This window comes from Myxococcus sp. AB056 (genome assembly GCF_006547365.1).
GTDB lineage: Bacteria > Myxococcota > Myxococcia > Myxococcales > Myxococcaceae > Myxococcus > Myxococcus virescens.
In genome coordinates this window covers 25,761-46,832 of the sequence record NZ_VHLB01000047.1, presented here as the reverse complement: position 1 = coordinate 46,832, position 21,072 = coordinate 25,761, and the positions used below count along the sequence as shown (strand labels likewise).

Sequence of the window (21,072 nt, the reverse complement as noted above, 5' to 3'; positions counted from 1 at the left end):
GGGAACCGTGGATCTACCACGGCTGGCCGCCGCGCGTGCTCAGGGACGCTCCGCGTCGGGTGCCGTGCCCTGATCCAACGGGTCGTATTCGTCCGAGCCCTCGCGGCGCTTGCGGTACTGCTCCCGCACGTAGGCCACGAGCTGATCCAGATAGGACGACAGGGGAGGGCACCGCACGCCGGTGCCGTCCAGCAGCTCCAGCGTGTTGTGGCAGTTGTAGATGGCCAGGTGGTTGACGTAGCTGATGGCGGCGCGCTGTGGGCGGGCCAGCTTCTCCAGCAGCGGCAGCCGCAGCATGACGTCCGCCGCCCGCGCGGAGAGGTTGAAGCGCGGCAGCTTCTTGTTCGACTTCTCCGCGATGAGCTCGTACACGCGGCGCGCGCTCATCGGGTTGGGGTCCACCAGGTGGAAGGTGTTGCCCTGGGCGCGCGGGTCCTTCGACAGGCGCCACACCGCCTCCACCACATAGTCCACCGGCACCACGTTCAGCGGCGCCACGCCGTTGCCCGGCAGGGGCAGGGGCACCACCAGCGGCGAGGTGACCAGGAGGATGCCCAGGTAGTAGGGCCCCTCGAAGCGGTCGATCTCCCCCGTGCGGGAGTCACCCACCACGCTGGAGGGACGGAAGACGGTGATGGGCAGGGTGGCGCCCGCGCGCTGCACCAGCCGCTCCGCCTGGAACTTCGTCTCCTCGTAGGCGTTGCGGAAGCCCTGGCCCCGGTCCAGCTCGTCCTCGGCGATGACGCCCAGGCGGTCGCCGGACACGTAGCAGGTGGAGAAGTAGTTGAAGCGCGTGAGCTTCCCGCAGTCCCGAGCCAGCTCCAGCATGTTGCGGGTGCCGTCCACGTTCACCCGCCAGGCCGTCTCCTTGGCCACGCCCAGCTGGGCCACCGCCGCCAGGTGGAAGATGTCCGTCACCCGCTCGCACAGGCGCTGGTACTCCTCGCCCGACAGGCCCAGGTGCATGTCCACCACGTCACCGGTGAGCAGCTCCACCTTGGCGCCCTTCACGCGGGCGGCGTGCTGCTGCGCTTCCTTGAACGACTTGGGCTGCACCAGCGCGTAGATGTGCCCCTTCGGGTCCTCGCGGGCGATGTGTTCCACCAGCCGCTTGCCGATGAATCCCGGGTAGCCGGTGAGGAAGTACGTTCCGGCCGTGGCCTTCTTGCGCGTCTCGCTCATGCGGCGCGCAGCATACCCGGCGCTCAGCCGCGCGCGAGCATGGCGCGCCACATCGCTTCAACCTGGGCGCGGGTGGCCGCCAGGTCCCCACTGTTGTCAATGACCCAGGTGGCATGGGCGCGCTTGTCGTCCAGGGGGAGCTGGGCGGCCAGCCGGGCGTCGGCGGCGTCGGAGTCCAGCCCGTCGCGCGACATCAGCCGGGCCTTCTGCAGCGCGCGGGGCACCCACACCACCGCCACGGCCTCCATCCAGGCGTGCATGCCGCTTTCGATGAGCAGGGGCACGTCGTAGATGACGCGCGCCACGCCCCGTTCCTCCAGCGCCTGGAGCTTGTCCATGAAGGCCTGGCGCACCAGCGGGTGGGTGATGTCGTTGAGCGCGGCGCGCTCTGCGGGGTCCCCGAAGACGCGTGCGCCCAGCCTCACCCGGTCCAGCCGGCCGTCCGAGCCCACCACGCCAGGGAAGCGCGCCGCCACCGCAGCCAGCCCGGGCGTGCCCGGTTCCACCACCTCGCGGGCAATCACGTCCGCGTCCAGCACCTCCGCGCCCAGCTCCCGCAGGATGCGCGTCACGGTGCTCTTGCCGGAGGCGATGCCTCCTGTCAGTCCGAAGACGTGCACGGGCGTGGCCCTACTTCGCGGCCTTCTGCGTGGTGAACGTCAACGACTGAACCGTCTTGCCGTCCTCGTTGAAGAAGATGGCCAGGCCCAGGCGGGGGTAGAGGAAGTAGGTGCGGAAGTCGTCCGTCAGCTTGCGCAGGTAGCAGGGCGTGGCGGGCGCGGCGCCGGAGGGGCAGGAGGGGCCGTAGCTGTTCTCCACCGTCTCCTTGTCGATGATGGGCCCGGGGAACACGTCGATGCGCTCCACCAGCTGCGTGTCCGGATCCACCTTGAACTGGGCCTGGGTGGTGCCCTTGATGGCCTCCTTGGAGAGGTAGGCGATGATCTCCTTGCCGTCCTGTTTGACGGTGCGCGAGGGCTCACCGAACTTCTTGAGGATTTCGTCGCGCTTCGACACGCCCGGCTCAATGCCCTGCCAGGGCTTGGCGGCGGCGGGGACGGCGAAGGTGAGGACGGCGAGGACGGTCAGGATGCGCATACGGCTCCTCCCTGCTGGAACGGGCGGGCAAGGCTCTAGCAACCCCCTATGCCCGACGGAAGTTTCTGCCGGTCATTCAACCACGAGACGCCTTGCCCCGTCCGGGGGGCTCTGCTACTCCGGCTTCATGCGCGTTCCTGGCATCAGGATCCTCTCCCTTCTCGTGCTGGCCGCCGCTGGGGCGGCCGGGGGCGCCGACTTCGTAGGCCCGGACAGCTGCAAGGGTTGCCACCCCGAGGCCTACGACGCCTGGATGCAGTCGAAGCACGCCCGGGCGGAGAGTTCGCTCACCGACCAGCAGAAGAAGGACGGGCGCTGCCTGTCCTGCCACTCGCCGGAGCAGGTCACCCAGGCGACGGTGAATGTCACCTGTGAGACATGCCACGGCGGTGGGCAGTACTACTCGCCCGAGTACGTGATGAAGGACTCGGAGCTGGCGCGTCTGGTGGGCCTGGTGGACCCCTCTGAGAAGCAGTGCCGCTCCTGCCACGACGCTTCCTCGCCCTCCCTCCGGCCGTTCGACTTCAAGGAGTCGCTCAAGGCCATCGACCACTGGTCCGCCGAGCGCGCCCGCCGCGCCGCGGATCCGTCGGCCAAGAAATGACGTTGTGATCAAGGTCCTCGACGCACGCTTCGTCACCACCGCCGTGGAGCCCAAGGGCTACCCGACGGACCACACGGCGGAGGTGGCCTTCGTCGGCCGCTCCAACGTGGGCAAGTCCTCCATGATCAACGCGCTCACCGGCCGCAGGAAGCTGGTGCGCGTGTCCAACACGCCGGGGCGCACCCGGACGTTGAACTTCTTCGACGTGGACCTGGAGCGCGGCGGCGTGCGCCACCAGATCCGCCTGGCCGACCTGCCGGGCTACGGCTTCGCCAAGGCCAGCAAGGCGGACAAGGCCCAGTGGGAGAAGATGATCACCACCTACCTGGAGAAGCGGCACCGCCTGGAGGCCGTGGTCAGCATCGTGGACGTGGAGGTGGGCCCCACGCCGGACGACCTCACCACGCTCGACTATCTCCAGGCGCACAACCGCCGGGTGCTGGTGGTGGCCACCAAGGTGGACCGGCTCACCAAGGCCAAGCGCAAGCCTCGGCTGGTGGAGCTCTCCAAGCTGATGGACCTGCCGCTGGAGGTCATCCTCCCTTTCTCCTCCACGGAGAAGCTGGGCGTGGATGAGGTCTGGGGCGCGCTGCTCGACACCTTCGGCAAGTCCACCCGCGTCTGAGGGCCGCCGGCATCATCCGGTAGCCGCCGCTCCCGGTGGGGTTCTGCTCCCGGGCCGGGGGGCGCTGTGGTAGGGACCGCGCCGTGTCCGAAAACGGCAAGGGAAATGGAAGCGACACGCAGCTAGCTCCCCGGGAGCTGCGTCAGCGGTTGATGAGGCTGGCCCCGCGTCAGCGGGTGGACGCCCTCCTGGATGTCGCGGAGGCCCGCGCGCTGGTGCGCTCGATGCCCGCCGAGGACCTCTACGTCACCATCCAGGAGCTGGGGCTCGCGGATTCGACGGAGCTGGTGCAGCTCGCCTCGCCCGGCCAGTTCCGCGCCTTCGTGGACCTGGCCGGCTGGCGGCGGGACGCGCTGGACTCGCACGCCGTCCTCACCTGGCTGCGCGCCGCGCGGGGCGGGGTGGAGGACACGGGGGAGTTCCTGCGCAAGCTGCACGCGCTGGACCTGGAGGTGCTCGAAATCCTCCTGCGCGAGTTCATCGAGGTGCACGACCTGGAAGAGAACCCGGACGTCAACCCGCCGGGCGTGACGATGGAGACCCCGGAGGGGCGTTACCTCGTCGAAATCAAGGTGGAGGGCGTGGAGATGTCCGCCGTCCGCTCGCTCCTCAACGACCTCATCGCGGAGAACCCCTTCGAGGCCGTGCGCCTGCTGGAGGCCGTGCGCTGGGAGATTCCCAGTGAGCTGGAGGAGACGGCGTACCAGTTCCGCCGCGGCCGACTCCAGGACATGGGCTTCCCGTCGCTGGAGGAGGCGGTGTCCCTGTTCAGCCGTGTGGATGTGGCGCCCGCGCCCGTGTTCGCCGCGCGTCCAGGACTGGCGCCCACCACGGGCCACGTGGACTACCTGGAGGCGGCCTTCCGCGGCCTGACGATGGTGGAGGCGGTGAACGCGGAGGACGAGCTGCGCGAGGTGGCCAGCGCCGCGCTGGTGGCGGACCTGGCGGACCCGGGGGATTTGGACGCCATCCGCCGCGCGAGCGAGACGGTGCGCGACTACCTGTCCCTGGCGCTCGAGCACCTGACGGGGGCGGACCCGGAGCGCGCCACGGACGTGCTGCGCGACACGCCGCTGCGGCGCATCTTCCAGACGGGCTTCTCGCTCACGCTCCAGCTCAAGTTCCGCGCGGACCGGCTGGCCAAGGCGCCGGGCGCCCTGGTGGAGGGCGTGCTGATGGTGCTTCCGGAGGAAGCGGCCGCCATCTCCGCGCTGCGCCAGAAGCGGCCCCGGCGGGCGCTGCGCGTGGAAGGCGCGGAGCCGGTGCCATTCCGCTCCCGGCGCGAGCTGGCCGCCACCGAGGCGCTGCTGGCCCGCGCGGAGGCCCAGGTGCAGGTGTTCCGCGGCGTGCTGGGCGGCACCGACGACTCGGCGCGCGAGGCCCTGGCCCGCTTCGGCGTGCCCCTGGAGACGCTGGGCCTGGAGCGCCTCCTGGCCGCGGTGGTGGCCATGGCGGTGCTGGAGGAGCGCGCGGACGCGCGCCCGGTGCCGCTGGGGCGGGTGGTGGAGCTGGGGCAGCGCCTCTTCGAAGGCGCCCCGGGAGCGCCGCGCCTGCGCGCCTCCGCTGCCGAGCGCGCCCAGAAGGGCCTAGAGCCGGCGGTGGCGCCGGAGGCGCATGCGGAGCTGCGCCGTCTGGTGACGCTGACCCTGTCGCGGCTGTTGGAGGAGCTGGGCGCGCCCTGGCTCCAGGACGGGCGGCTGGAGCCGGTGGCTTCGGCGGTTCTTCCGATGGAGAGCAGCCCCGTCCCGTAGGAATTTCAGTCCGGGGCGGCCCGCACGTCCGGCGAGGCCGCCCCGTTCTAGAAGATTCAGGGCTTTGCCCGATGGGGCCCCTGGCATGTCCTCTGCTTTCGCCCAGGCACGCGTATTGGTGCGCGACGCAACTGCCGGGAGGTGGAGTGAATGGTGCTGGGAGAGCAGGGGCAGCGCCGTGACGTGTGGGCCTTCTATGCGCTGACCGCTTTCGCGGCGGTCATGTACGCGGCGCCGGGTGAGTGGATCCCGGCGCTCGCTCCGCTGCGCCTCGCGTTGGTGACGTCGGGGCTGGCGGCGGGACTCATGGTGATACGCCGGCTGGGGCGGGCGGAGCCGCTGTACGTGGACGGCTCGCGCGGTCTGGCGCTGATCGCCTTCTCCACGCTGGCGGTGGCGTCCGTCGGCTGGTCCGTGAATCCGGAGGTGACGACCGCCACGGGCGTCGAGCTGCTGAAGCTGACCGCCATCTACATCACCTTCGTCAACGTCATCACCACCGGCCGCCGGCTGGCGGTGGTGTGCGGGGCCATGGTGCTGGCGTCGGTGGTGACGTCCATTGGCGCCATCAACTGGTACCTGGTGGGCGAGGACCTGGTGGAAGGCTTCCGCGCGCGCTGGGTGGGCGTCTACGCGGACCCGAACCACATGGCCATGAACCTGGCGCTGGTGGTGCCGCTGGCGGTGGCCTTCGTGGCCCGCAAGGGAAGCGGCTGGGTGTGGCGTCTGGCGTGCCTGACGGCGGCCATCCTGGCGGTGGCGGCCATCGTCGTCTCGCACTCGCGCGGCGGCTTCATCGGTCTCTCCGCGGCCATGGGGCTGTGGGCCATCCGCGAGAAGCGCCGCATTCAAGCCATTGTCGTGGGCTCGCTCTTCGTGATGGGCCTGCTCGTCTTCGCGCCGCAGAGCTTCTGGCAGCGCAACGAGACGGTGGCCGAGTTCCACGAGGACGCGTCCGCCATGGGCCGCGTCTACGCGTGGCAGGTGGCCAGCCGCATCAGCCTGGACAAGCCGCTGCTGGGCGTGGGGGCGGGCGGCTTCCGCTACGCGTGGCCCATGTACGCGCCCCCCGAGGCGCGCCGGGCGTACGTGGCCCACAACATCTTCCTGGACGTCATCGGCGAGCTGGGCTGGGTGGGCCTGTTGTTCTTCATGGTGTTCACGGGTGGTGCCGCGGGCGGCGCCTTCGAGGCGTCGCGGGACAAGGAAGTGGGGTGGCTGGCGCGAGCCTTGTCCGCGTCAGTCGTGGGCTACCTCGTGTGCGACTTGTTCTCCGGCTACATCCTGTCCGCGCACTGCTACGTGCTCTTCGGCCTGGCGGCGGCGGCGCACCGGGTGGCGCGCGCGTCCGAGGCGGCGGACATGCAACGGGTTCCGGCTCCGAGCGGGCCGGTGGTGGCGACGTGGGAGGGGTCCGGACATGCGGCGTGAGGAGGCGCGGATGGGGCAGGAGCCCCTCCGTCTGGTTCAGTTCACCCGGTCTTTCCACATTGGAGGGACCGAGGTTCAGGTGCTGGAGCTGTTGCGGGGACTGCCCGCCAGCTACCGGTTGCAGGTGTCCGTGCTGGATGATTCGGGGCCGCTGATTGGCGCGGTGTGGAAGCTGGGCCACGCGCCCGCGGCCTTCCCGCTCAAGGGCTCCGTGGTGCAGCCGAACACGGCGTATCAGGTGTACCGCATGGCGCGCTGGCTCAAGGCGAACCGCGTGGAGCTGGTGCACGTGCATGACTTCTACTCCACGATGGTGGCCGTGCCGGCGGCGAAGCTGGCGGGCACGAAGGTCATCGTGGGCCGGTTGGACCTGGCGCACTGGCAGGGGCGGGCGCGGCGCGCGGTGCAGTCGCGGCTGTGCCGCATGGCGGACCATGTGATTGGCAACGCGGAGGCCATCCGCCACCAGCTCATCACCGAGGAGGGCCTGCCGGCCTCGCGCGTGTCCGTCATCCACAACGGCCTGGACTTGCCGCGCTTCGAGTCCCGCAGGCGCGAAGGGCTGCGCGGGCCGCTCCCCGACACGGGGGCCGCGCCGGTGGTGGTCCACGTGGCCAACATGAATCACCCGGTGAAGCGGCAGGAGGACCTGCTGCTCGCGCTGGCCCAGCTGCGCCATTCCGGCATCACGCTGCACGCCTTCCTGGTGGGAGATGGTCCGCGCCGGCCGGACCTGGAGAAGCTGGCCGGTGAGCTGGGCGTGTCCGATACCGTGCACTTCCTGCGGCACCGCACGGACGTGCCCGCCATCTACGCCCGGGCGACCTTCGGCGTCCTCTGCTCCACCGCGGAGGGCATGTCCAACGCGGTGATGGAGGGCATGGCCGCGGGGCTTCCCATGGTGGTGACGCGCGTGGGTGGCAACACCGACCTGGTTCGCGATGGCGAACGAGGCCTCGTGGTGGACCCGGAGCGGCCCGCTCAACTGGCCCAGGCCTTCCGTCAGCTTCTCGCGAATCCCGAGAAGGCGAGAAGCATGGGGCATGCGGCGCGGGACTTCGTGGCGCGCGAGCTCTCCCTGGAGAAGATGGTCCGGCGCCATGACGCGCTGTACCAGCGGATTGCCCGGGGCGCGGACGCCTGAGGCATGTCAGAGCGGTGTGGATACTGCGTCTCCACCGGGCGCAATGAAGGCGGGGCCGGGGCGTAGGGAAGGGGGCATCCCACCCCTTCCGGAGCCCGCACATGGTCCTGCCCTTGCTGCTCATCCTCGCCGCCGCGCCGTCCACCCAGACGTGGACGTTCAACACGGACGGTACGCCTGAAGTTCACATTGGCAATGTTGATGGCGCGGTGCGCGTAGATGCGGTAGACGGGAATGACGTGGTAATCACGGTTGTTTGGGAAGGCGCGGAGAGTTCTCGGAACGAAGTGGGCGTGGAAGTCGTCCAAGAAAAGGGCGCCATTCGGGCGCGGGTTTGTTGCGGTCCGTGTGAACAAGAAAGGTGGTCCTGCCGTCGGAGCGGGGCCGCGGTGAGGTTCACGGCGAAGGTGCCACGGCGGGCGCGTCTGGATTTGGCGACGGTGGGTGGTCCAGTGACGGTGGCGGGCGTGACGGGGCGGCAGTCGTTGGCGACAGTCAATGGCCGTGTGGAAGTGAGCGGTTCGGAGGAGCGGTTGGATGTCAGCACGGTGAACGGCACCGTGGCATTGGCACCGCGGAAGGTCGTGGCTACTTCTGTGTCCTCGGTGGGCGGAGATGTCCGGCTGAAGCTGCCGGCCCAGGCGGATGTGAGGTTGGAATTCAATACTGTCGGTGGTCGTTTCAACGACAGTCCCGCGAGGTTGGGCGGCCGCGAGCAGACGTATGGCTCGGGCACCCACGCGGTGGATGTCAGCACGGTCGGCGGTTCGCTCACCGTGCAGCAATAGCTTTCGAGGCCCGTCAAGCACTGGGCCCGGGGCGCTCGCCGGTGAAACTCCAAGGCGCCGGCGAGCGCTCATTTTTTGTCCGCGAATTGATGCGGTGCGTCAGTTGGGTGCGCCCGGCTTCCGGTGCTCGGCGCCGATGACGTCGCGGACCTGCTTGTAGCCGTCGCGGGCGAGCAGGGTGGCCAGGGTGGGGAGGATGTTTCCCACCATGCCCGGGCCCTCGTAGATGAAGCCCGTGTACACCTGCACCACCGACGCCCCCGCGCGCAGCTTTTCGTAGACGTCCTGGGCGGTGAAGACGCCCCCCACGCCGATGATGGGCAGCGCACCCCGGCTGCGCAGCCAGGCGCGGCGGATGACGGCGTTGGCGGGCTCGCGGACGGGCGCGCCGGACAGGCCGCCGGCCTCCTTCGCCAGGGGATGCTCGAAGGGCCGGGCCACGGTGGTGTTGGTGGCGATGAGGCCGGCGAGCTTCTGGGCCCGCGCGACATCCACCACCTCGTCCACGGCCTCGGGGGATAGATCCGGGGCAATCTTGAGGAACAGCGGCTTGCCCGGGGCCACGGCGGCCAGGCGCTCCTGCACCGCGCCCAGGAGCTGTCCCAACTGCTCGGGCTCCTGGAGCTTGCGCAGGCCCGGCGTGTTGGGGGACGAGGCGTTGACCACCACGTAGTCGCCCAGGGGCGCCAGCGCGTCCACGCAGGCCACGTAGTCATCCACCGCCTGCTCCAGCGGCGTGTCCTTGTTCTTGCCGATGTTCACCCCCAGCGGGCCCGGACGCCACGTCTGCATCCGCAGCCGCGCGGCAGCCTGCGTCGCGCCGTGGTTGTTGAAGCCCATGCGGTTGATGATCGCGCGGTGCTCCGGCAGGCGGAACAGGCGAGGGCTGGGGTTGCCGGGCTGGGGCCTGGGCGTGAGGGTGCCAATCTCCACGGCGGAGAAGCCGCAGGCGAAGAGGCCGTCCACCGCCTCCGCGTCCTTGTCCAGGCCGGCGGCCAGCGCCACGGGGTGGGCGAAGCGCAGGCCGGCCACCTCGACGGCCAGGCTGGGCGGGGCGCCCTCCAGGGCCTTCTCGCGCAGGGACTCGCACAAGTCCCGTGAGCGGCCCAGGTAGTGGAGCCCCGCCATGCCGAGCCGGTGCGCGCGCTCCGCGGAGAGCTGGAAGAGGAGCGAGCGGGTGAGTCCGTACATGGCGTGGCTCACGCGGGGATGAACGAGGCCTCACGGGCCCAGGCGAGCGTCTGATCCACCTGCTCGGACGTGAGGATGCCGTTCTGTTCGATGATGTCGATCTCCCGCCGCATGTCCGTCTCCAGCAGGTAGGGGCCGTCGGTGTTGATGGTGAACTTCACCTTGCGGTCCCAGAAGGTGCGGATGATGTGGCGCAGCTCCTCCACGCCCTCCACGGCCTTGGTGTGCAGGTTGGACGTGGGGCACAGCTCCAGGACGATGTCGCGCTCGCGCAGCACCTTCATCGCGTGCTCGTCGTAGGCGGCGCGGATGCCGTGGCCGATGCGGTGCGGCTGGAGCTTCTCCACCACGGCCATGACACCCTCGGCGCCGGTGCCGCGCGTCTCGCCGGTGTGCACCGTGCACTTGAGCCCGGCGCGGCGCGCCCGCGAGAAGAGCTCTTCGTACTGGGTGACGACCTCCGGCTTCAGCTCCATGGCGTTCGTCTCCGTGCCGGCCAGGTCGATGCCGTACACGCCGCGCGTGCGGTACTTGATGGCCTTGTCCACGATGATGCTGTTGAGCCGGTGGTCGAACTCGCGGGCCAGGCAGAAGATGAGGCCCATCTTCACGCCGTACTCCAGCACCGCGCGGTCCATGCCGCGCAGCGCGGCGTGGATGATGTGGTCCAGGTCCAGCTCGGAGTTCAGGTTGCGCTTCATCGGGTTGAAGCGCAGCTCCATCTGCGTCACGCGGCTGCCGCGGTACTCCTTGCCGATGACCTCGTAGACGGAGCGCTCAATCGCGCTGGGGGATGACTGGATCTTCTCCGTCCAGGTGTGGAGGATCTTCAGGTAGTCGTCCAGGCTTCCCACCTTGCCCGGACGGGAGGTGATGAGCTCCACGAAGTCGAAGTAGTTCTTCACCGGGAGCTTGAAGCCCTGCTGGTGGGCGATGGACCAGAGGATGTGGGGCGCCACAGCGCCACCCACGTGGATATGCAGGTCGATCAGATCGCGTGCCATGGCGGCATGTATGCACAGTGCCGGGCGCGCGTAAAGACTACCGCCGGAGCAGCACGTACACCGCGCCGGTGCCCCCGTCCTGAGGCCGTGCGCTGGCGAACGCCAGCACCATCCGGCCAATCCGCTTCTCGGACAGCCAGCCCTTGAGCCGCTCCTTCAGCACGGGAATCTGGTCCTTGGAGTTCAAACCGCGACCGTGCACGACGAGCACGCAGCGCTTCTTCGCGCGGCGGCTGTCACCCAGGAAGCGTTCCAGCGCGTCGCGCGCCTCGTTCTGTGTCTTCCCGTGCAGGTCCAGTTGTCCCTGGATGGCGAAGTCGCCCCGGCGCAGCGCGCGCAGCAGGTTCCGGTCGATGCCGGGGCTCGCGCCTTCGATGTACTCATCCGTGCCGGTGAAGTCGAAGTCGCCCTGGCCGGCGACCAGCTCGGAGAGCTGCGCGAGCGCCTCCGCGTTTTCATCGATGATGGCCGGCAGGCGCGGGTTGGGCGCGGGCGCTTCGCCCCGGTTGGTGAGCTGCTGCACGCCGTCCATGGCGGAGAAGAAGAGGGAGGCATCATCCTCCTCGCGGACCTTGGGCGCCTTCGTGGCCCGGGGCGGGGGCGCCGCGGCCTTGCGCTTCGCGACCTCCGCCGCGGCCTTCTCCTGCGCCTCCTTCTTCTCCTGGTCCTTCAACACCTGGATGGCGGACTTGAAGGGGTTGTTGCTGAAAGCCGCTTCCTTCTTCTTGGGGCCGTTGCGCTGCTGACTCATGGCGGAAAGTGCGTCCTCGTCGTGGGCGACTGTGAGCGATGTAATCCGGCGCTACAGCCCGCGCAGGCGCCGAATCTCTTCGTAGGCGTCGCGAATCTGCTGGAAGCGACGGGCGGCCTGCTCGGCGGCCTGACGGCCGAGGTGGGCGGATTTGTCGGGGTGGTGCTCCGCGGCGAGCAGCCGGAAGGCTCGCTTCACCTCGACGTCGGTGGCGTCCGGCGTCAGGCCCAGCGCGGCGTAGTGTTCATCCCCGGCGCCCAGGTGCAGGGCGATGATGGCCTGCTCGTCCGCCTCGGAGATGCCCAGGCCCTCGGCGACGCGGCGCAGGACCTCCCGTTCGGAACGCTGCATTCCTCCGTCAGCCAGCGCCAGCTCGTAGAGCGTGTCCAGCAGCCGGTGCCGCTCGGCCGAGGGGAGCTGGGCATGGCAGGCGCTGACGGCCGCGTCCAGGTCGGGCGGGTGGGCCAGGAAGACCTTGAGGTGGCTCCGGACCACCTCCAGCGCCTCTGGTCCGTAGCCCAGGGTCGTCTGGAAGTAGCGCCGCACCACGCGCACTTCGTCGCGGCGGACCTCGCCATCCGCGTGGGCCACCTCGACGAACACGGCGCACAAGTCACTGGCGAACTGCTCGTAGGGTTCCTCCTGGCGAGGCACGAGCGCCGCCTCCGACGTGGCGTCATGGATGGACGCGTAGGGGGCGTGGGAGAAGCCGGACAGCGCCTCCGGGTCCTCGGGCGGTAGGGCGTTCTGGGCGTCGTAGTAGCGCCCCGCGAAGCCGCCCGCGATGAGCAGCAGGACAATGGCCCAGGGGCTGCCCACGAGCAGCCCCGCCATCAACCCCAGCATTGCTCCCAGAACTGTTCCTGCGCCCATGGCCGACGTTCCGCTCCCTTTCCGGCGGGGGAGTTTCGCATAGAGTGGCACGGGTGAACGCCCAGTTGATTGATGGCAAGGCAGTTGCGGCGCGCGTGCGAGCGGAGGTCAAGGCGGCGGTCGACCGGCTCAAGCTCGAGCAGGGTCTGACGCCGGGGCTGGCCGTGGTGCGCGTGGGGGAGGACCCTGCCTCCAAGGTGTACGTCAATGGGAAGAAGAAAGCCGCGGAGGAGGTGGGCTTCCGCTCCTGGGAGCTCCACCCGGACGAGGGCATCACCCAGGAGGCGCTGCTGGAGGTCATCCACCAGCTCAACGCGGACCCGGCGGTGCACGGCATCCTGGTACAGCTGCCGTTGCCCAGGCACATCGACCCGGACGTCATCATCTCCGCCGTGAAGCCAGAGAAGGACGTGGACGGCTTCCACCCGCTCAACGCCGGCAACCTGCTGCTGGGCCGGTCCACCACCCGGGCGTGTACGCCCTACGGGGTGATGCGGCTGCTGGAGGAGATTGGTTGCGACCCCGCGGGCAAGCGGGCGGTGGTGGTGGGGCGCAGCAACATCGTGGGCAAGCCCATGGCGCTGATGCTGCTCCAGAAGAACGCCACGGTGACCATCTGCCACAGCAAGAGCGACCTGCGCCGGGAAGTGGAGGGCGCGGACATCCTGGTGGTGGCGGTGGGGGCGGCCGAGCTGGTGAAGGGCGCGTGGATCAAGCCCGGCGCAGTGGTGATTGATGTGGGGATGAATCGCAAGCCGGACGGCAAGCTCGTGGGCGACGTGGAGTTCGCGGCCGCCGCCGAGCGCGCGTCGTTCATCACCCCCGTGCCCGGTGGCGTGGGGCCCATGACCATCGCCATGCTGATGCGCAACACGCTCGACGCGGCCGTCCGCTACGGCCTGGTGCCTGTCATCAGGTAGGCCGTGAGGGTGACGCGCTGGGGCCCCGGTCCCAGCTCCGCCTGCGCGTACTCGTGCATGGACCAGAGCAGCGGCTCCCACTGCGCGCCCAGCGCCCTGCGTGCCAGCACGACGGGCGCGCTGGAGCGGGTGGTGGCATCCACCATGGCCGCCGTGGACGGGTAGTCGATGGAGCCTTCCACCTCGTTCACCGTAACGTGGGTGAAGCCCGCGCTGGACATCTCCCGCTGACAGGTGTCGGGGTCGGACAGGGGGATGGCGCCCGGCTGCGATGGCTTCGCGCCCATCTGCTCCCAGAGGCGCGTGTACACGGCGCGCAGCTCTTTCGAGCGCTCGAAGGGCGTCCAACTGGACACGACGGCCCGGCCGCCCGGCCTCAGTACCCGGTGAAGCTCCTGGAAGCCACGTGCCCGGTCCGGGAAGAACATCAGGCCGAACATGGAGAAGGCGGCGTCGAACGCATTCGCCTCGAAGGGCAGCGCCATGCCGTCACCCTCCAGGATGTCGATGTCGAGCTTCGCCTCCGCGGTCCGGGCGCGCAGGGCGGCGATCATCTCCGGGGAGAAATCCACCGCTGTGACGCGGGCGCCTTCGCGCGCGGCGAGCAGCGCGAGCGTGCCGGGCCCCGTGGCGACGTCCACGACACGCGTCCCTCGCGCCACGCCGGCCCGGAGCAGGGCATCCCTGGAGAACGTCTCGAACGTGGGCATCAGCTCGCGCACGTACTCCGGCGCCACCAGGTTCCAGGCCTCGGGTTGGGCAAGGTGTGAGACTGCGGACATGGGGGCTCCTGGACGTGGGGGCTCGGCATGGCCCGGTTCCCGTGGAAGCCTGCATGGCGGGGCCTGAAGGCGCAATTTTGTTGCGACCGCCAGGGCCCCCAGCGTTCAGCGGCGTGCGTCCGCTGTACGCGCGCTCGGGCGTTGTCCTAGCGTGCTTCGCGTCACCGTGGGGGAGGCAACACCATGCCGAGTCGCGAGGAGCAGCTTGCCGGGGGAATCTACGGATTGCTGGTGGGGGATGCCCTGGGCGTGCCCTACGAGTTCCACGCACCCGCGCGGATTCCGCCGCCCGAGGACATCGACTTCCAGCCGCCCGAGGGCTTCCAGCGCGCGCATGACGGGGTTCCGCCGGGGACCTGGTCCGACGATGGCGCGCATGCGCTGTGTTTGCTGGACTCGTTGCTCTACCAGGGGCGATTGGACCCGGAAGACCTGGGCCGCCGCCTGGTGAACTGGCTGGAGTGGGGCTACCTCGCGGTGGATGGCCAGGTGTTCGACGTGGGCATCCAGACACGCACGGCCCTGGCCCTGGTCCACGCAGGGACGCCCGCGCTGATGGCCGGCCCCAAGGGCGAACGCGACAACGGCAATGGCTCGTTGATGCGCGTGCTGCCATTGGCGCTCTGGCATTCAGGCAATGACGCGAAGCTCGCCTCGGACGCGATGACTCAATCTCGCGTCACGCATGGACACATGCGCTCCCAGGTGTGCTGTGCGCTGTATTGCTTGTGGGCCCGCCGCATCCTCCAGGGCGCGCGTGCTTTGGAGGCATGGACGGACGCGGTGGAGACGTTCCGCAATCTGTATCCCGAAGGCTTCGAGGCTCGCACTGAACTGGACACGCATGTCCTGCCGCCGGGCTGGGAGGAGCTTCGAGGCACGGGCACGGGCTACGTGGTGGATTGCCTCCGCTCCGCGCGCCAGTGCGTGGTCGAGCACGACACCTACGCGCAGGTGGTGAAGGCCGCGGTGCGCCTGGGCCGGGATACCGACACCACCGCGGCGGTGGCGGGAGGTATCGCCGGGCTCATCCACGGCGTGAATGGCATCCCCGCGCGTTGGCGTGAGTCGTTGCGCGGGGGCGAGTTGTTACATCCCATGTTGCAGAAGCTGCTCAAGTGCGCCGTGAGGTGAGGTTGACTCGGTGTCGCCCCTCACAGGTGCTGACGTTGACCCTGTGCGGGCCCGCGCGTTTCGGGAGTGTCGTGCCGGGCAGCGACCAGGTCTGTGTGAGCGCCGCGCCGACCTCGGAGACGCGGGGGCCGGACGCTGGCCCGCCCACGTTCGCCCACGTCCGCCCATGCGCGAGTCGCTGGCCCCTCCGGGACGGCGGATGATGGACACCATGCCCACCCCCTGACACACGCCTCGGTTGTTCGACGCTTGTTCAATCCCTGTCGATTGAACGAGCGGGTGACGGCGTGTTTCACACCGTCATCAACGAGCCCCGAGGGCAAGTTGCATGTTTCTGTTGGAACAGTCTGCTTATTCCGACAAGTTTGGATTGCCAGGAGTGTGTAAGGGGATAGGATGGCGACTCATCCGGGGGGGCCGGTATGGCCGGGGTGAGTCACGCAATGATTGACCAGGATGTGGGCGCGCCTGTGCTTCGGGGGCGATTCGGCCATACACGCGGGGAGAACGTGCGGACGGAGGGTACCGTGTCAACGGAGACTTCCGGCAACATGGTGCTCACACGTGGGGTCGACGCGCTGGAGGTGCGGGTGGAAGCACTGCTCGGCGAGCACCTGGAGGCCGTGCGACGGCGGGTGGACTCTCGCTTCGCCGGGCTGATGGTGGGGCAGTGGCTGGTCGCCATCGCGGTGGCGGCGGTGCTGTCGCCCTTCGCCTGGCAGGGGACGTCGCGGGTGGTGCATCCCCATCTGCACGTGGCGGTGGTGCTGGGGGGCCTGCTGTCCGCCTTCCCGCTGGTGCTGGTGCGGCTGCGGGCCGGGGACGTTGTCACGCGGCACGTGGTGGCGGTAGCGCAGATGCTCTGGGCCGCGCTCTTCATCCACCTGACGGGCGGACGCATCGAAACGCACTTCTATGTGTTCGGCTCGCTGGCCTTCCTGGCCTTCTACCGGGACCCGGCGGTGATGGCGACCGCCACCGTCACGGCGGTGCTGGAGCACTGCCTGCGCGGCATCTGGTGGCCGGAGTCCATCTTCGGCGTGTCGAATCCCGCGTGGTGGCGCTTCCTGGAGCACTCCTTCTGGATGGTGTTCGTCAACGGGGTGCTGGTGATTGCGTGCCGCGAGACGCTGGGCGAGATGCGGCGCGTGGCGGTGCAGCAGGTGTTGCTGGAGGGCGCGTACGCGAACGAGCGCGTGGACCATGAGCACGCGCTGGCACGCGTGCGCCGGGAGATGAGCTCCTACCGCGAGCAGGCCGCGCGGGTGGAGAAGCTGGCGGCGGTGGGGCGGATGACGGCGACGGTGAGCCACGAGCTGCGCAACCCGCTGGCCGCGGCCCGCACCGCCAACGCCGTGGTCGTCCGTCACCTGCGCAAGCTGGACGTGACGCTGGCGGACCAGCGGCTCCAGCGCTTCCTGGAAATCATCGAGCGCGAGCTGGCGGTGTGTTCACGCATCTCCTCCGAGCTGCTGGACTTCGCCCGCGAGCGTCCGCTGGAGCTGCGGCCCTGTTCTCTGCACGCGTTGATGGAGGAGGTGCTGGACGTGGTGCCGGGCCGCGAAGGCGTGCGCATCCAGAACAGCGTCCCTCTCTCGCTGGAGTCGCCCTGGGTGGACCGGGAGCTGCTTCGCAAGGTGCTCATCAACCTGGTGCAGAACGCGGTGGAGGCCATGCCGGCGGGCCGTCTGGGCCGGGTGGACGTGTTCGCGGAAGGCGGCAATGGCAGCGCCTTCATCATCCGCGTGTCCGACAACGGCATGGGCATCCCGGAGGCGATGCAGGAGCGCATCTTCGAGCCGCTCTTCACGACGAAGCCCGCGGGTACGGGCCTGGGACTGTCGGTGGTGGCCAGCACGGTGCGGCAGCACGGCGGCACCCTGCGAGTGGAGAGCCGGGAAGGGGAGGGCAGCGTCTTCACCCTCTGCCTCCCGGCGGGTTGCCCCGCCGCCGAGGTCGCCCTCTAGCTCCAGGACACCTCGTACTCGCCATCCAGCAGGCCCATGGCACGCCCGCGGATGTGCGTGTCGCGGGCGCCAATGGCGGCCAGCGCCGCGCGGAGCACGCCCTCGTGGTAGCTGTGCGGCATGAAGTCGCGGAACATGGTGAGTCGGCCCTGGCGCTCGCCCATCCACTCCACGTCCCGCTCGCCGTAGCTGACGGCGGTGCTGTAGCCGGACGGCAGGTTGCTGACGAGCCGGCGCGGGCAGCCACCGGACAGTGCCAGGAAGCTGCGCCCCACCACGGTGCTCAGGAAGTCCTGCGCGGACCGGGCGCCAATGGTCCGCATGGCCGCCTCGAAGCCGCCCAGCCGCGGCGCCAGCAACCCCGCGGCGCTGAAGGACAGGCGCAGGAAGCTGGTGATGGGGTAAAGGAAGAAGGGCACGAAGGCGCGCTCGCGCGAGGCCGCCAGGCACCGCGCCGCGGCGGCTTCCCCCGCCTCCTTCCGGACCACGTCCAGCGCCCCCAGGAAGAACATGCCCCGGGCGCGGTCCTTCTCCTCCGCGCGGCTCAGCCGCCGAGCCAGCTCCGTCAAAGGTTCAGGCGTTCCCCGCTCGACCTCAAACGCAATCATGGCCACCCCTGCGCTGGGAGGCGGCACTCGACGTGCGCGCCCCTCCTGTGTGGCTACGAAAGTGAGGGAAACCGAGAAACTGTGAAAGCCCGCACCGCTGCAACCCCGGGGCAGGGGGAGCGCCATTGGTGAACAGAGTGGGGGCTGCGTCAGAGGGAACGCCGGGCTCCAGATGCCAGGAGGCGTGGCCGCGGGCGGTGTGGCCTGAACATCAATTCACGGCGGTTGGCCGACGCTCCAACCGCCGCGTTTTGAACGCTCAGGCCTGGAAGGCTTCGCGAACCCCGTCGCGACGCAAGGTGAAGAGCATCCACACGGCCACCGGGACGCCAATGACGCAGCCGGGAGACAAGATGTAGAGCGCGGTGATGCCGCCCACCGTGGCCAGTCCGTAGCCCTTCAGGTTGAGCGCGCTGATGGCGCCCCAGGCGGACAGCACCCCGCAGAGGATGCCCACCAGCAGCATCAGCGCCAGCGTGGGTGACAGCTCCAGCGTGGACGCCTCCGCGCCCGCAGGGACGAAGGGCGAGGTCACCTTCAGCGCCGCCAGCACGAAACCGGCGATGTTGTAGATGACGTTCAGCACGCCCACGCACAGCAGGAAGAAGGCGGGCGGACGGATGATGTTGAGGACCTTGCTACGCGGGTCGCTTGGGGGCAGGTGGATTCCAGGACCACTCATGAACGGGCTCGCAGTGCGCTCACGATCATCCGCGTCGCCGGGGACTTGTTGAGCGTGTAGAAGTGGATGCCAGGCACGCCGCGCGACAGCAGCTCCATGCACTGCACCGTCGCATGGGCCACGCCGAGCTGGGCCATGGCCTCCGGGTTGTCCTTCACCCGCTCGAGCTGCAACGCCAGGCGCATGGGCACGGTGGCTCCGCACAGGCGCGTGAATCGTTGGATCTGCTCGTAGTTGGTGATGGGCATGATGCCGGGGACGATGGGGACGTTGATGCCCGCGCGGCGCGCCCGCTCCACGAAGTCGAAGTAGAACGCGTTGTCGAAGAAGAGCTGCGTCACCACGAAGTCCAGGCCGGCATCCACCTTGGCCTTGAGATGACGCAGGTCGTCGTCACGGGAGGGCGTCTCCACGTGGCCCTCCGGATAGCACGCTCCCCCGAGGCAGAAGTTGAAATCCTCTTCTCGGATGAATCGCACCATCTCCGATGCGTAGCGGAAACCCCCGGGCGCGGGCTCGAAGACCGTCTGGCCCTTGGGTGGGTCTCCGCGCAGCACCAGGATGTTGTCCACCTTCGCGGCCGACAGGCGCTCCAGCACGGTGCGCAGCTCCGCCGGGGAGTGCCCCCCGCATGTCAGGTGCGCCATCGCCTCGATGCCCGCCTCCTGCTTGATGCGCAGCACCAACTCCACCGTCTTCGCCCGAGTGCTGCCTCCCGCGCCTTCCGTCACGGAGACGAAACCCGGCTGCAGGGTCGCCAGGTCTTCCAGCGCCTTGAGCAGGTTCGCCTCGCCCTCGTCCGTCCGGGGCGGGAAGAACTCGAAGGAGAAGCACGGGTCGGAAGGATTCAACCGATTACGAATCTTCATGTCGCCCCCAGTGTAGACGCTCCGCGTCGTCCTTGATCGGGCAAGTCTCGCGGCTATAGTCCGCGCCGTTTTCCACACCCCTCCAGGAGAATGAAGATGGCCCGGCAAACGCCCCTCAACGCGGCACACCGCAAGCTGGGGGCCCGGATGGTCGACTTCGCTGGCTGGGACATGCCCGTCCAGTACAGCTCCGTCATCGGCGAGCATGAGGCCGTGCGCACCGGCGTCGGCCTGTTCGACGTCTCCCACATGGGGGAGGTGGAGTTCTCCGGCCCCGGCGCCCTGGACACGGTCAACGCGCTCATTTCCAACGACCTGACCCGCATCGCGGACGGGCAGGCGCTGTATGCGGGCTTGCTCGACGAGCGGGGCACCTTCGTGGACGACGTGGTCGCCTACCGCTTCAGCCCCGAGCGCATCCTCATCTGCGTCAACTCCAGCAACCGCGAGAAGGACGTCGCGTGGATGAAGGCGCACGCCAAGGGTGTGGCCCCCGTGGACCGGAGCGACGACTACGCGCAGATTGCCGTGCAGGGCCCCAAGGCCACCGGCCTGGTCCAGCGCCTGACGAAGACGGACCTGTCGAAGATTGGCACCTACCGCTTCGCCGAGGGCGAGGTCGCCGGGGTGAAGTGCCTCATCTCCCGCACCGGCTACACCGGCGAGGACGGCTTCGAGCTGTACAGCGCGGCCGGGGACGCGGTGGCCCTGTGGGACGCGCTGCTCACCGAAGGCCAGCAGGACGGCGTGAAGCCGTGTGGCCTGGGCGCCCGTGACAGCCTCCGCACGGAGATGAAGTACGCGCTCTACGGCAACGACATCGACGACCAGCACACCGCGCTGGAGGCCGGGCTGGGGTGGATCGTCAAGCTCGACAAGGCGGCCTTCATTGGCAAGGAAGCGCTGGCGGCGCAGAAGGCCGCGGGCGTGAAGCGCAAGCTGGTGGGCTTCGAGCTGACCGGCGGCGGCATTCCGCGCCACGGCTACGCCATCCTCAAGGACGGCGCGCCGGTGGGGGAGGTGACCAGCGGCACCATGGGCCCCACCGTGAAGAAGGCCATTGGCATCGGCTACGTGCCCACCGAGCTGTCCGCGGAGGGCTCCACCTTCGACGTGGACATCCGCGGCCGCGCGGTGCCCGCCGTGGTGGTGAAGACCCCGTTCTACAAGAAGCCCTGAAGCATTCCCGTTCCAACCAGGAGCAACGACATGGCCGACAACATCCCCGGCGACCTGAAGTACACCCGTGAGCACGAGTGGGCCCGCGTCCAGGGCACCTCGGTGGTGGTGGGCGTCACGCAGCACGCGCAGGAGTCCCTGGGCGACGTGGTCTACGTGGAGCTGCCCAAGGTGGGCTCCACTGTGACGGAGGGCAAGCAGTTCGGCGTCATCGAGTCCACCAAGGCGGTGTCGGAGCTGTACTCGCCGCTGACGGGCAAGGTGGTGAAGGTGAACGACGGGCTGTCGGACAACCCCTCCACCGTGAACACCGACCCCTACGGTGCGGGCTGGATTGTGGAAATCGAGCCCTCGGACCCCAAGCAGGTGGACGGACTCCTGGACGCCGCCGCGTACACCGCCCTGCTCCAGAACAGCTGAGAGTGAAGGACCGGGGACTGGTTGTTAGGGACGGTCCTCGACTTCTCGACGCACGACTCGCCTGCGAGC

22 protein-coding genes are annotated in these 21,072 nt (G+C 69.1%); 11 read left to right on the top strand and 11 right to left on the bottom strand.

Features of this window, described 5'->3' with window-relative positions; all coding sequences use genetic code 11:
- Window positions 1-39: 39 nt before the first annotated feature.
- The 3 genes from FMP39_RS20995 to FMP39_RS20985 are packed head-to-tail and all read right to left on the bottom strand — an operon-like array spanning window position 40 to window position 2,280.
- Window positions 40-1,182: an SDR family oxidoreductase gene (locus FMP39_RS20995; RefSeq protein WP_194858497.1), complete on the bottom strand. Its 1,143-nt coding sequence runs from the start codon at window positions 1,180-1,182 to the stop codon at window positions 40-42.
- Window positions 1,183-1,205: 23 nt separating this feature from the next.
- Window positions 1,206-1,802 carry a dephospho-CoA kinase gene (gene coaE, locus FMP39_RS20990; RefSeq protein WP_141592087.1) on the bottom strand — a complete coding sequence of 199 codons (597 nt, stop codon included), beginning with the start codon at window positions 1,800-1,802 and terminating at the stop codon, window positions 1,206-1,208.
- Window positions 1,803-1,812: 10 nt separating this feature from the next.
- Entirely contained in the window at window positions 1,813-2,280 is a 468-nt protein-coding gene (locus tag FMP39_RS20985) for a hypothetical protein (protein ID WP_141592086.1), read from the bottom strand.
- Window positions 2,281-2,407: 127 nt separating this feature from the next.
- On the opposite strand from FMP39_RS20985, the gene FMP39_RS20980 reads away from it, so the two are divergent.
- From FMP39_RS20980 to FMP39_RS20955, 6 genes are all read left to right on the top strand, one after another.
- Window positions 2,408-2,884: a cytochrome c family protein gene (locus FMP39_RS20980; protein WP_228556458.1), complete on the top strand. Its 477-nt coding sequence runs from the start codon at window positions 2,408-2,410 to the stop codon at window positions 2,882-2,884.
- A gap of 4 nt (window positions 2,885-2,888) precedes the next feature.
- Window positions 2,889-3,509 carry a ribosome biogenesis GTP-binding protein YihA/YsxC gene (gene yihA / locus FMP39_RS20975; RefSeq protein WP_141592085.1) on the top strand — a complete coding sequence of 207 codons (621 nt, stop codon included), beginning with the start codon at window positions 2,889-2,891 and terminating at the stop codon, window positions 3,507-3,509.
- A 35-nt stretch (window positions 3,510-3,544) separates the two neighbouring features.
- A complete protein-coding gene (locus FMP39_RS20970; RefSeq protein ID WP_141592084.1) occupies window positions 3,545-5,260 on the top strand; it encodes a DUF6178 family protein in 1,716 nt (571 codons plus the stop codon).
- Between the two features lie 150 nt (window positions 5,261-5,410).
- A complete protein-coding gene (exoJ, locus tag FMP39_RS20965) occupies window positions 5,411-6,691 on the top strand; it encodes a spore coat polysaccharide polymerase ExoJ (RefSeq protein ID WP_141592083.1) in 1,281 nt (426 codons plus the stop codon).
- The gene (exoK, locus tag FMP39_RS20960) at window positions 6,681-7,835 is read left to right on the top strand and encodes a spore coat polysaccharide biosynthesis glycosyltransferase ExoK (RefSeq protein ID WP_141592082.1); all 1,155 of its coding nucleotides are present in this window, start codon (window positions 6,681-6,683) and stop codon (window positions 7,833-7,835) included. The genes exoJ and exoK overlap by 11 nt, the downstream gene beginning before the upstream one ends.
- 389 nt (window positions 7,836-8,224) lie before the next feature.
- Complete coding sequence (locus FMP39_RS20955; RefSeq protein WP_020478609.1) at window positions 8,225-8,623, top strand: DUF4097 family beta strand repeat-containing protein; 399 nt, start codon at window positions 8,225-8,227, stop codon at window positions 8,621-8,623.
- Between the two features lie 99 nt (window positions 8,624-8,722).
- Here FMP39_RS20955 and FMP39_RS20950 read toward each other — a convergent pair whose 3' ends face one another.
- The 4 genes from FMP39_RS20950 to FMP39_RS20935 are packed head-to-tail and all read right to left on the bottom strand — an operon-like array spanning window position 8,723 to window position 12,442.
- On the bottom strand, window positions 8,723-9,814 hold the full coding sequence (locus FMP39_RS20950; RefSeq protein ID WP_141592081.1) for a quinone-dependent dihydroorotate dehydrogenase: 1,092 nt from the start codon (window positions 9,812-9,814) through the stop codon (window positions 8,723-8,725).
- An 8-nt stretch (window positions 9,815-9,822) separates the two neighbouring features.
- Complete coding sequence (locus FMP39_RS20945) at window positions 9,823-10,818, bottom strand: adenosine deaminase (protein WP_141592080.1); 996 nt, start codon at window positions 10,816-10,818, stop codon at window positions 9,823-9,825.
- A 37-nt stretch (window positions 10,819-10,855) separates the two neighbouring features.
- Entirely contained in the window at window positions 10,856-11,569 is a 714-nt protein-coding gene (locus FMP39_RS20940) for a Smr/MutS family protein (protein ID WP_090492935.1), read from the bottom strand.
- A gap of 51 nt (window positions 11,570-11,620) precedes the next feature.
- Window positions 11,621-12,442, bottom strand: coding sequence for a TerB family tellurite resistance protein (locus FMP39_RS20935; RefSeq protein WP_141592079.1), 822 nt, complete (start codon window positions 12,440-12,442; stop codon window positions 11,621-11,623).
- 53 nt (window positions 12,443-12,495) lie between these two features.
- Here FMP39_RS20935 and folD point away from each other — a divergent pair, with 53 nt between their 5' ends.
- Window positions 12,496-13,362 (top strand): bifunctional methylenetetrahydrofolate dehydrogenase/methenyltetrahydrofolate cyclohydrolase FolD, encoded by an 867-nt coding sequence (gene folD / locus FMP39_RS20930; RefSeq protein WP_141592102.1) that lies wholly within the window; start codon window positions 12,496-12,498, stop codon window positions 13,360-13,362.
- Here folD and FMP39_RS20925 read toward each other — a convergent pair.
- Window positions 13,335-14,144 carry a class I SAM-dependent methyltransferase gene (locus FMP39_RS20925; protein ID WP_141592078.1) on the bottom strand — a complete coding sequence of 270 codons (810 nt, stop codon included), beginning with the start codon at window positions 14,142-14,144 and terminating at the stop codon, window positions 13,335-13,337. The genes folD and FMP39_RS20925 overlap by 28 nt on opposite strands.
- 183 nt (window positions 14,145-14,327) lie before the next feature.
- Between FMP39_RS20925 and FMP39_RS20920 the strand changes: the two genes are divergently transcribed.
- Entirely contained in the window at window positions 14,328-15,278 is a 951-nt protein-coding gene (locus tag FMP39_RS20920; RefSeq protein WP_141592077.1) for an ADP-ribosylglycohydrolase family protein, read from the top strand.
- Between the two features lie 443 nt (window positions 15,279-15,721).
- Window positions 15,722-17,245 (top strand): sensor histidine kinase, encoded by a 1,524-nt coding sequence (locus FMP39_RS20915; RefSeq protein WP_141592076.1) that lies wholly within the window; start codon window positions 15,722-15,724, stop codon window positions 17,243-17,245.
- On the opposite strand, the gene FMP39_RS20910 is transcribed toward FMP39_RS20915, so the two are convergent.
- The 3 genes from FMP39_RS20910 to metF all read right to left on the bottom strand — a co-directional run bounded on the left by FMP39_RS20910 (window position 17,242) and on the right by metF (window position 19,404).
- Window positions 17,242-17,853, bottom strand: a complete 612-nt coding sequence (locus FMP39_RS20910; protein WP_228558186.1) for a DUF2378 family protein — start codon at window positions 17,851-17,853, stop codon at window positions 17,242-17,244. The genes FMP39_RS20915 and FMP39_RS20910 overlap by 4 nt on opposite strands.
- A gap of 259 nt (window positions 17,854-18,112) precedes the next feature.
- The gene (locus FMP39_RS20905) at window positions 18,113-18,535 is read right to left on the bottom strand and encodes a hypothetical protein (RefSeq protein ID WP_011553094.1); all 423 of its coding nucleotides are present in this window, start codon (window positions 18,533-18,535) and stop codon (window positions 18,113-18,115) included.
- The gene (gene metF, locus FMP39_RS20900) at window positions 18,532-19,404 is read right to left on the bottom strand and encodes a methylenetetrahydrofolate reductase [NAD(P)H] (RefSeq protein WP_090492954.1); all 873 of its coding nucleotides are present in this window, start codon (window positions 19,402-19,404) and stop codon (window positions 18,532-18,534) included. Before metF ends, FMP39_RS20905 begins: the two co-directional genes overlap by 4 nt.
- Window positions 19,405-19,500: 96 nt before the next feature.
- On the opposite strand from metF, the gene gcvT reads away from it, so the two are divergent.
- Both gcvT and gcvH read left to right on the top strand, forming a co-directional pair.
- The gene (gcvT, locus tag FMP39_RS20895; protein WP_141592074.1) at window positions 19,501-20,583 is read left to right on the top strand and encodes a glycine cleavage system aminomethyltransferase GcvT; all 1,083 of its coding nucleotides are present in this window, start codon (window positions 19,501-19,503) and stop codon (window positions 20,581-20,583) included.
- A gap of 30 nt (window positions 20,584-20,613) precedes the next feature.
- Window positions 20,614-21,003, top strand: coding sequence for a glycine cleavage system protein GcvH (gene gcvH, locus FMP39_RS20890; RefSeq protein WP_090492958.1), 390 nt, complete (start codon window positions 20,614-20,616; stop codon window positions 21,001-21,003).
- Window positions 21,004-21,072 lie beyond the last annotated feature (69 nt).

Coding starts and splice junctions, on each gene's coding strand:
- FMP39_RS20980 (WP_228556458.1), top strand. CDS start 2,408: ATGCGCGTTCCTGGCATCAGGATCCTCTCCCTTCTCGTGCTGGCCGCC.
- FMP39_RS20945 (WP_141592080.1), bottom strand. CDS start 10,818: ATGGCACGCGATCTGATCGACCTGCATATCCACGTGGGTGGCGCTGTG.
- gcvH (WP_090492958.1), top strand. CDS start 20,614: ATGGCCGACAACATCCCCGGCGACCTGAAGTACACCCGTGAGCACGAG.
- FMP39_RS20950 (WP_141592081.1), bottom strand. CDS start 9,814: ATGTACGGACTCACCCGCTCGCTCCTCTTCCAGCTCTCCGCGGAGCGC.
- FMP39_RS20905 (WP_011553094.1), bottom strand. CDS start 18,535: ATGAGTGGTCCTGGAATCCACCTGCCCCCAAGCGACCCGCGTAGCAAG.
- FMP39_RS20940 (WP_090492935.1), bottom strand. CDS start 11,569: ATGAGTCAGCAGCGCAACGGCCCCAAGAAGAAGGAAGCGGCTTTCAGC.
- exoK (WP_141592082.1), top strand. CDS start 6,681: ATGCGGCGTGAGGAGGCGCGGATGGGGCAGGAGCCCCTCCGTCTGGTT.
- FMP39_RS20920 (WP_141592077.1), top strand. CDS start 14,328: ATGCCGAGTCGCGAGGAGCAGCTTGCCGGGGGAATCTACGGATTGCTG.
- metF (WP_090492954.1), bottom strand. CDS start 19,404: ATGAAGATTCGTAATCGGTTGAATCCTTCCGACCCGTGCTTCTCCTTC.
- FMP39_RS20985 (WP_141592086.1), bottom strand. CDS start 2,280: ATGCGCATCCTGACCGTCCTCGCCGTCCTCACCTTCGCCGTCCCCGCC.
- FMP39_RS20910 (WP_228558186.1), bottom strand. CDS start 17,853: ATGATTGCGTTTGAGGTCGAGCGGGGAACGCCTGAACCTTTGACGGAG.
- FMP39_RS20915 (WP_141592076.1), top strand. CDS start 15,722: ATGATTGACCAGGATGTGGGCGCGCCTGTGCTTCGGGGGCGATTCGGC.
- FMP39_RS20935 (WP_141592079.1), bottom strand. CDS start 12,442: ATGGGCGCAGGAACAGTTCTGGGAGCAATGCTGGGGTTGATGGCGGGG.
- FMP39_RS20925 (WP_141592078.1), bottom strand. CDS start 14,144: ATGTCCGCAGTCTCACACCTTGCCCAACCCGAGGCCTGGAACCTGGTG.
- exoJ (WP_141592083.1), top strand. CDS start 5,411: ATGGTGCTGGGAGAGCAGGGGCAGCGCCGTGACGTGTGGGCCTTCTAT.
- FMP39_RS20995 (WP_194858497.1), bottom strand. CDS start 1,182: ATGAGCGAGACGCGCAAGAAGGCCACGGCCGGAACGTACTTCCTCACC.
- gcvT (WP_141592074.1), top strand. CDS start 19,501: ATGGCCCGGCAAACGCCCCTCAACGCGGCACACCGCAAGCTGGGGGCC.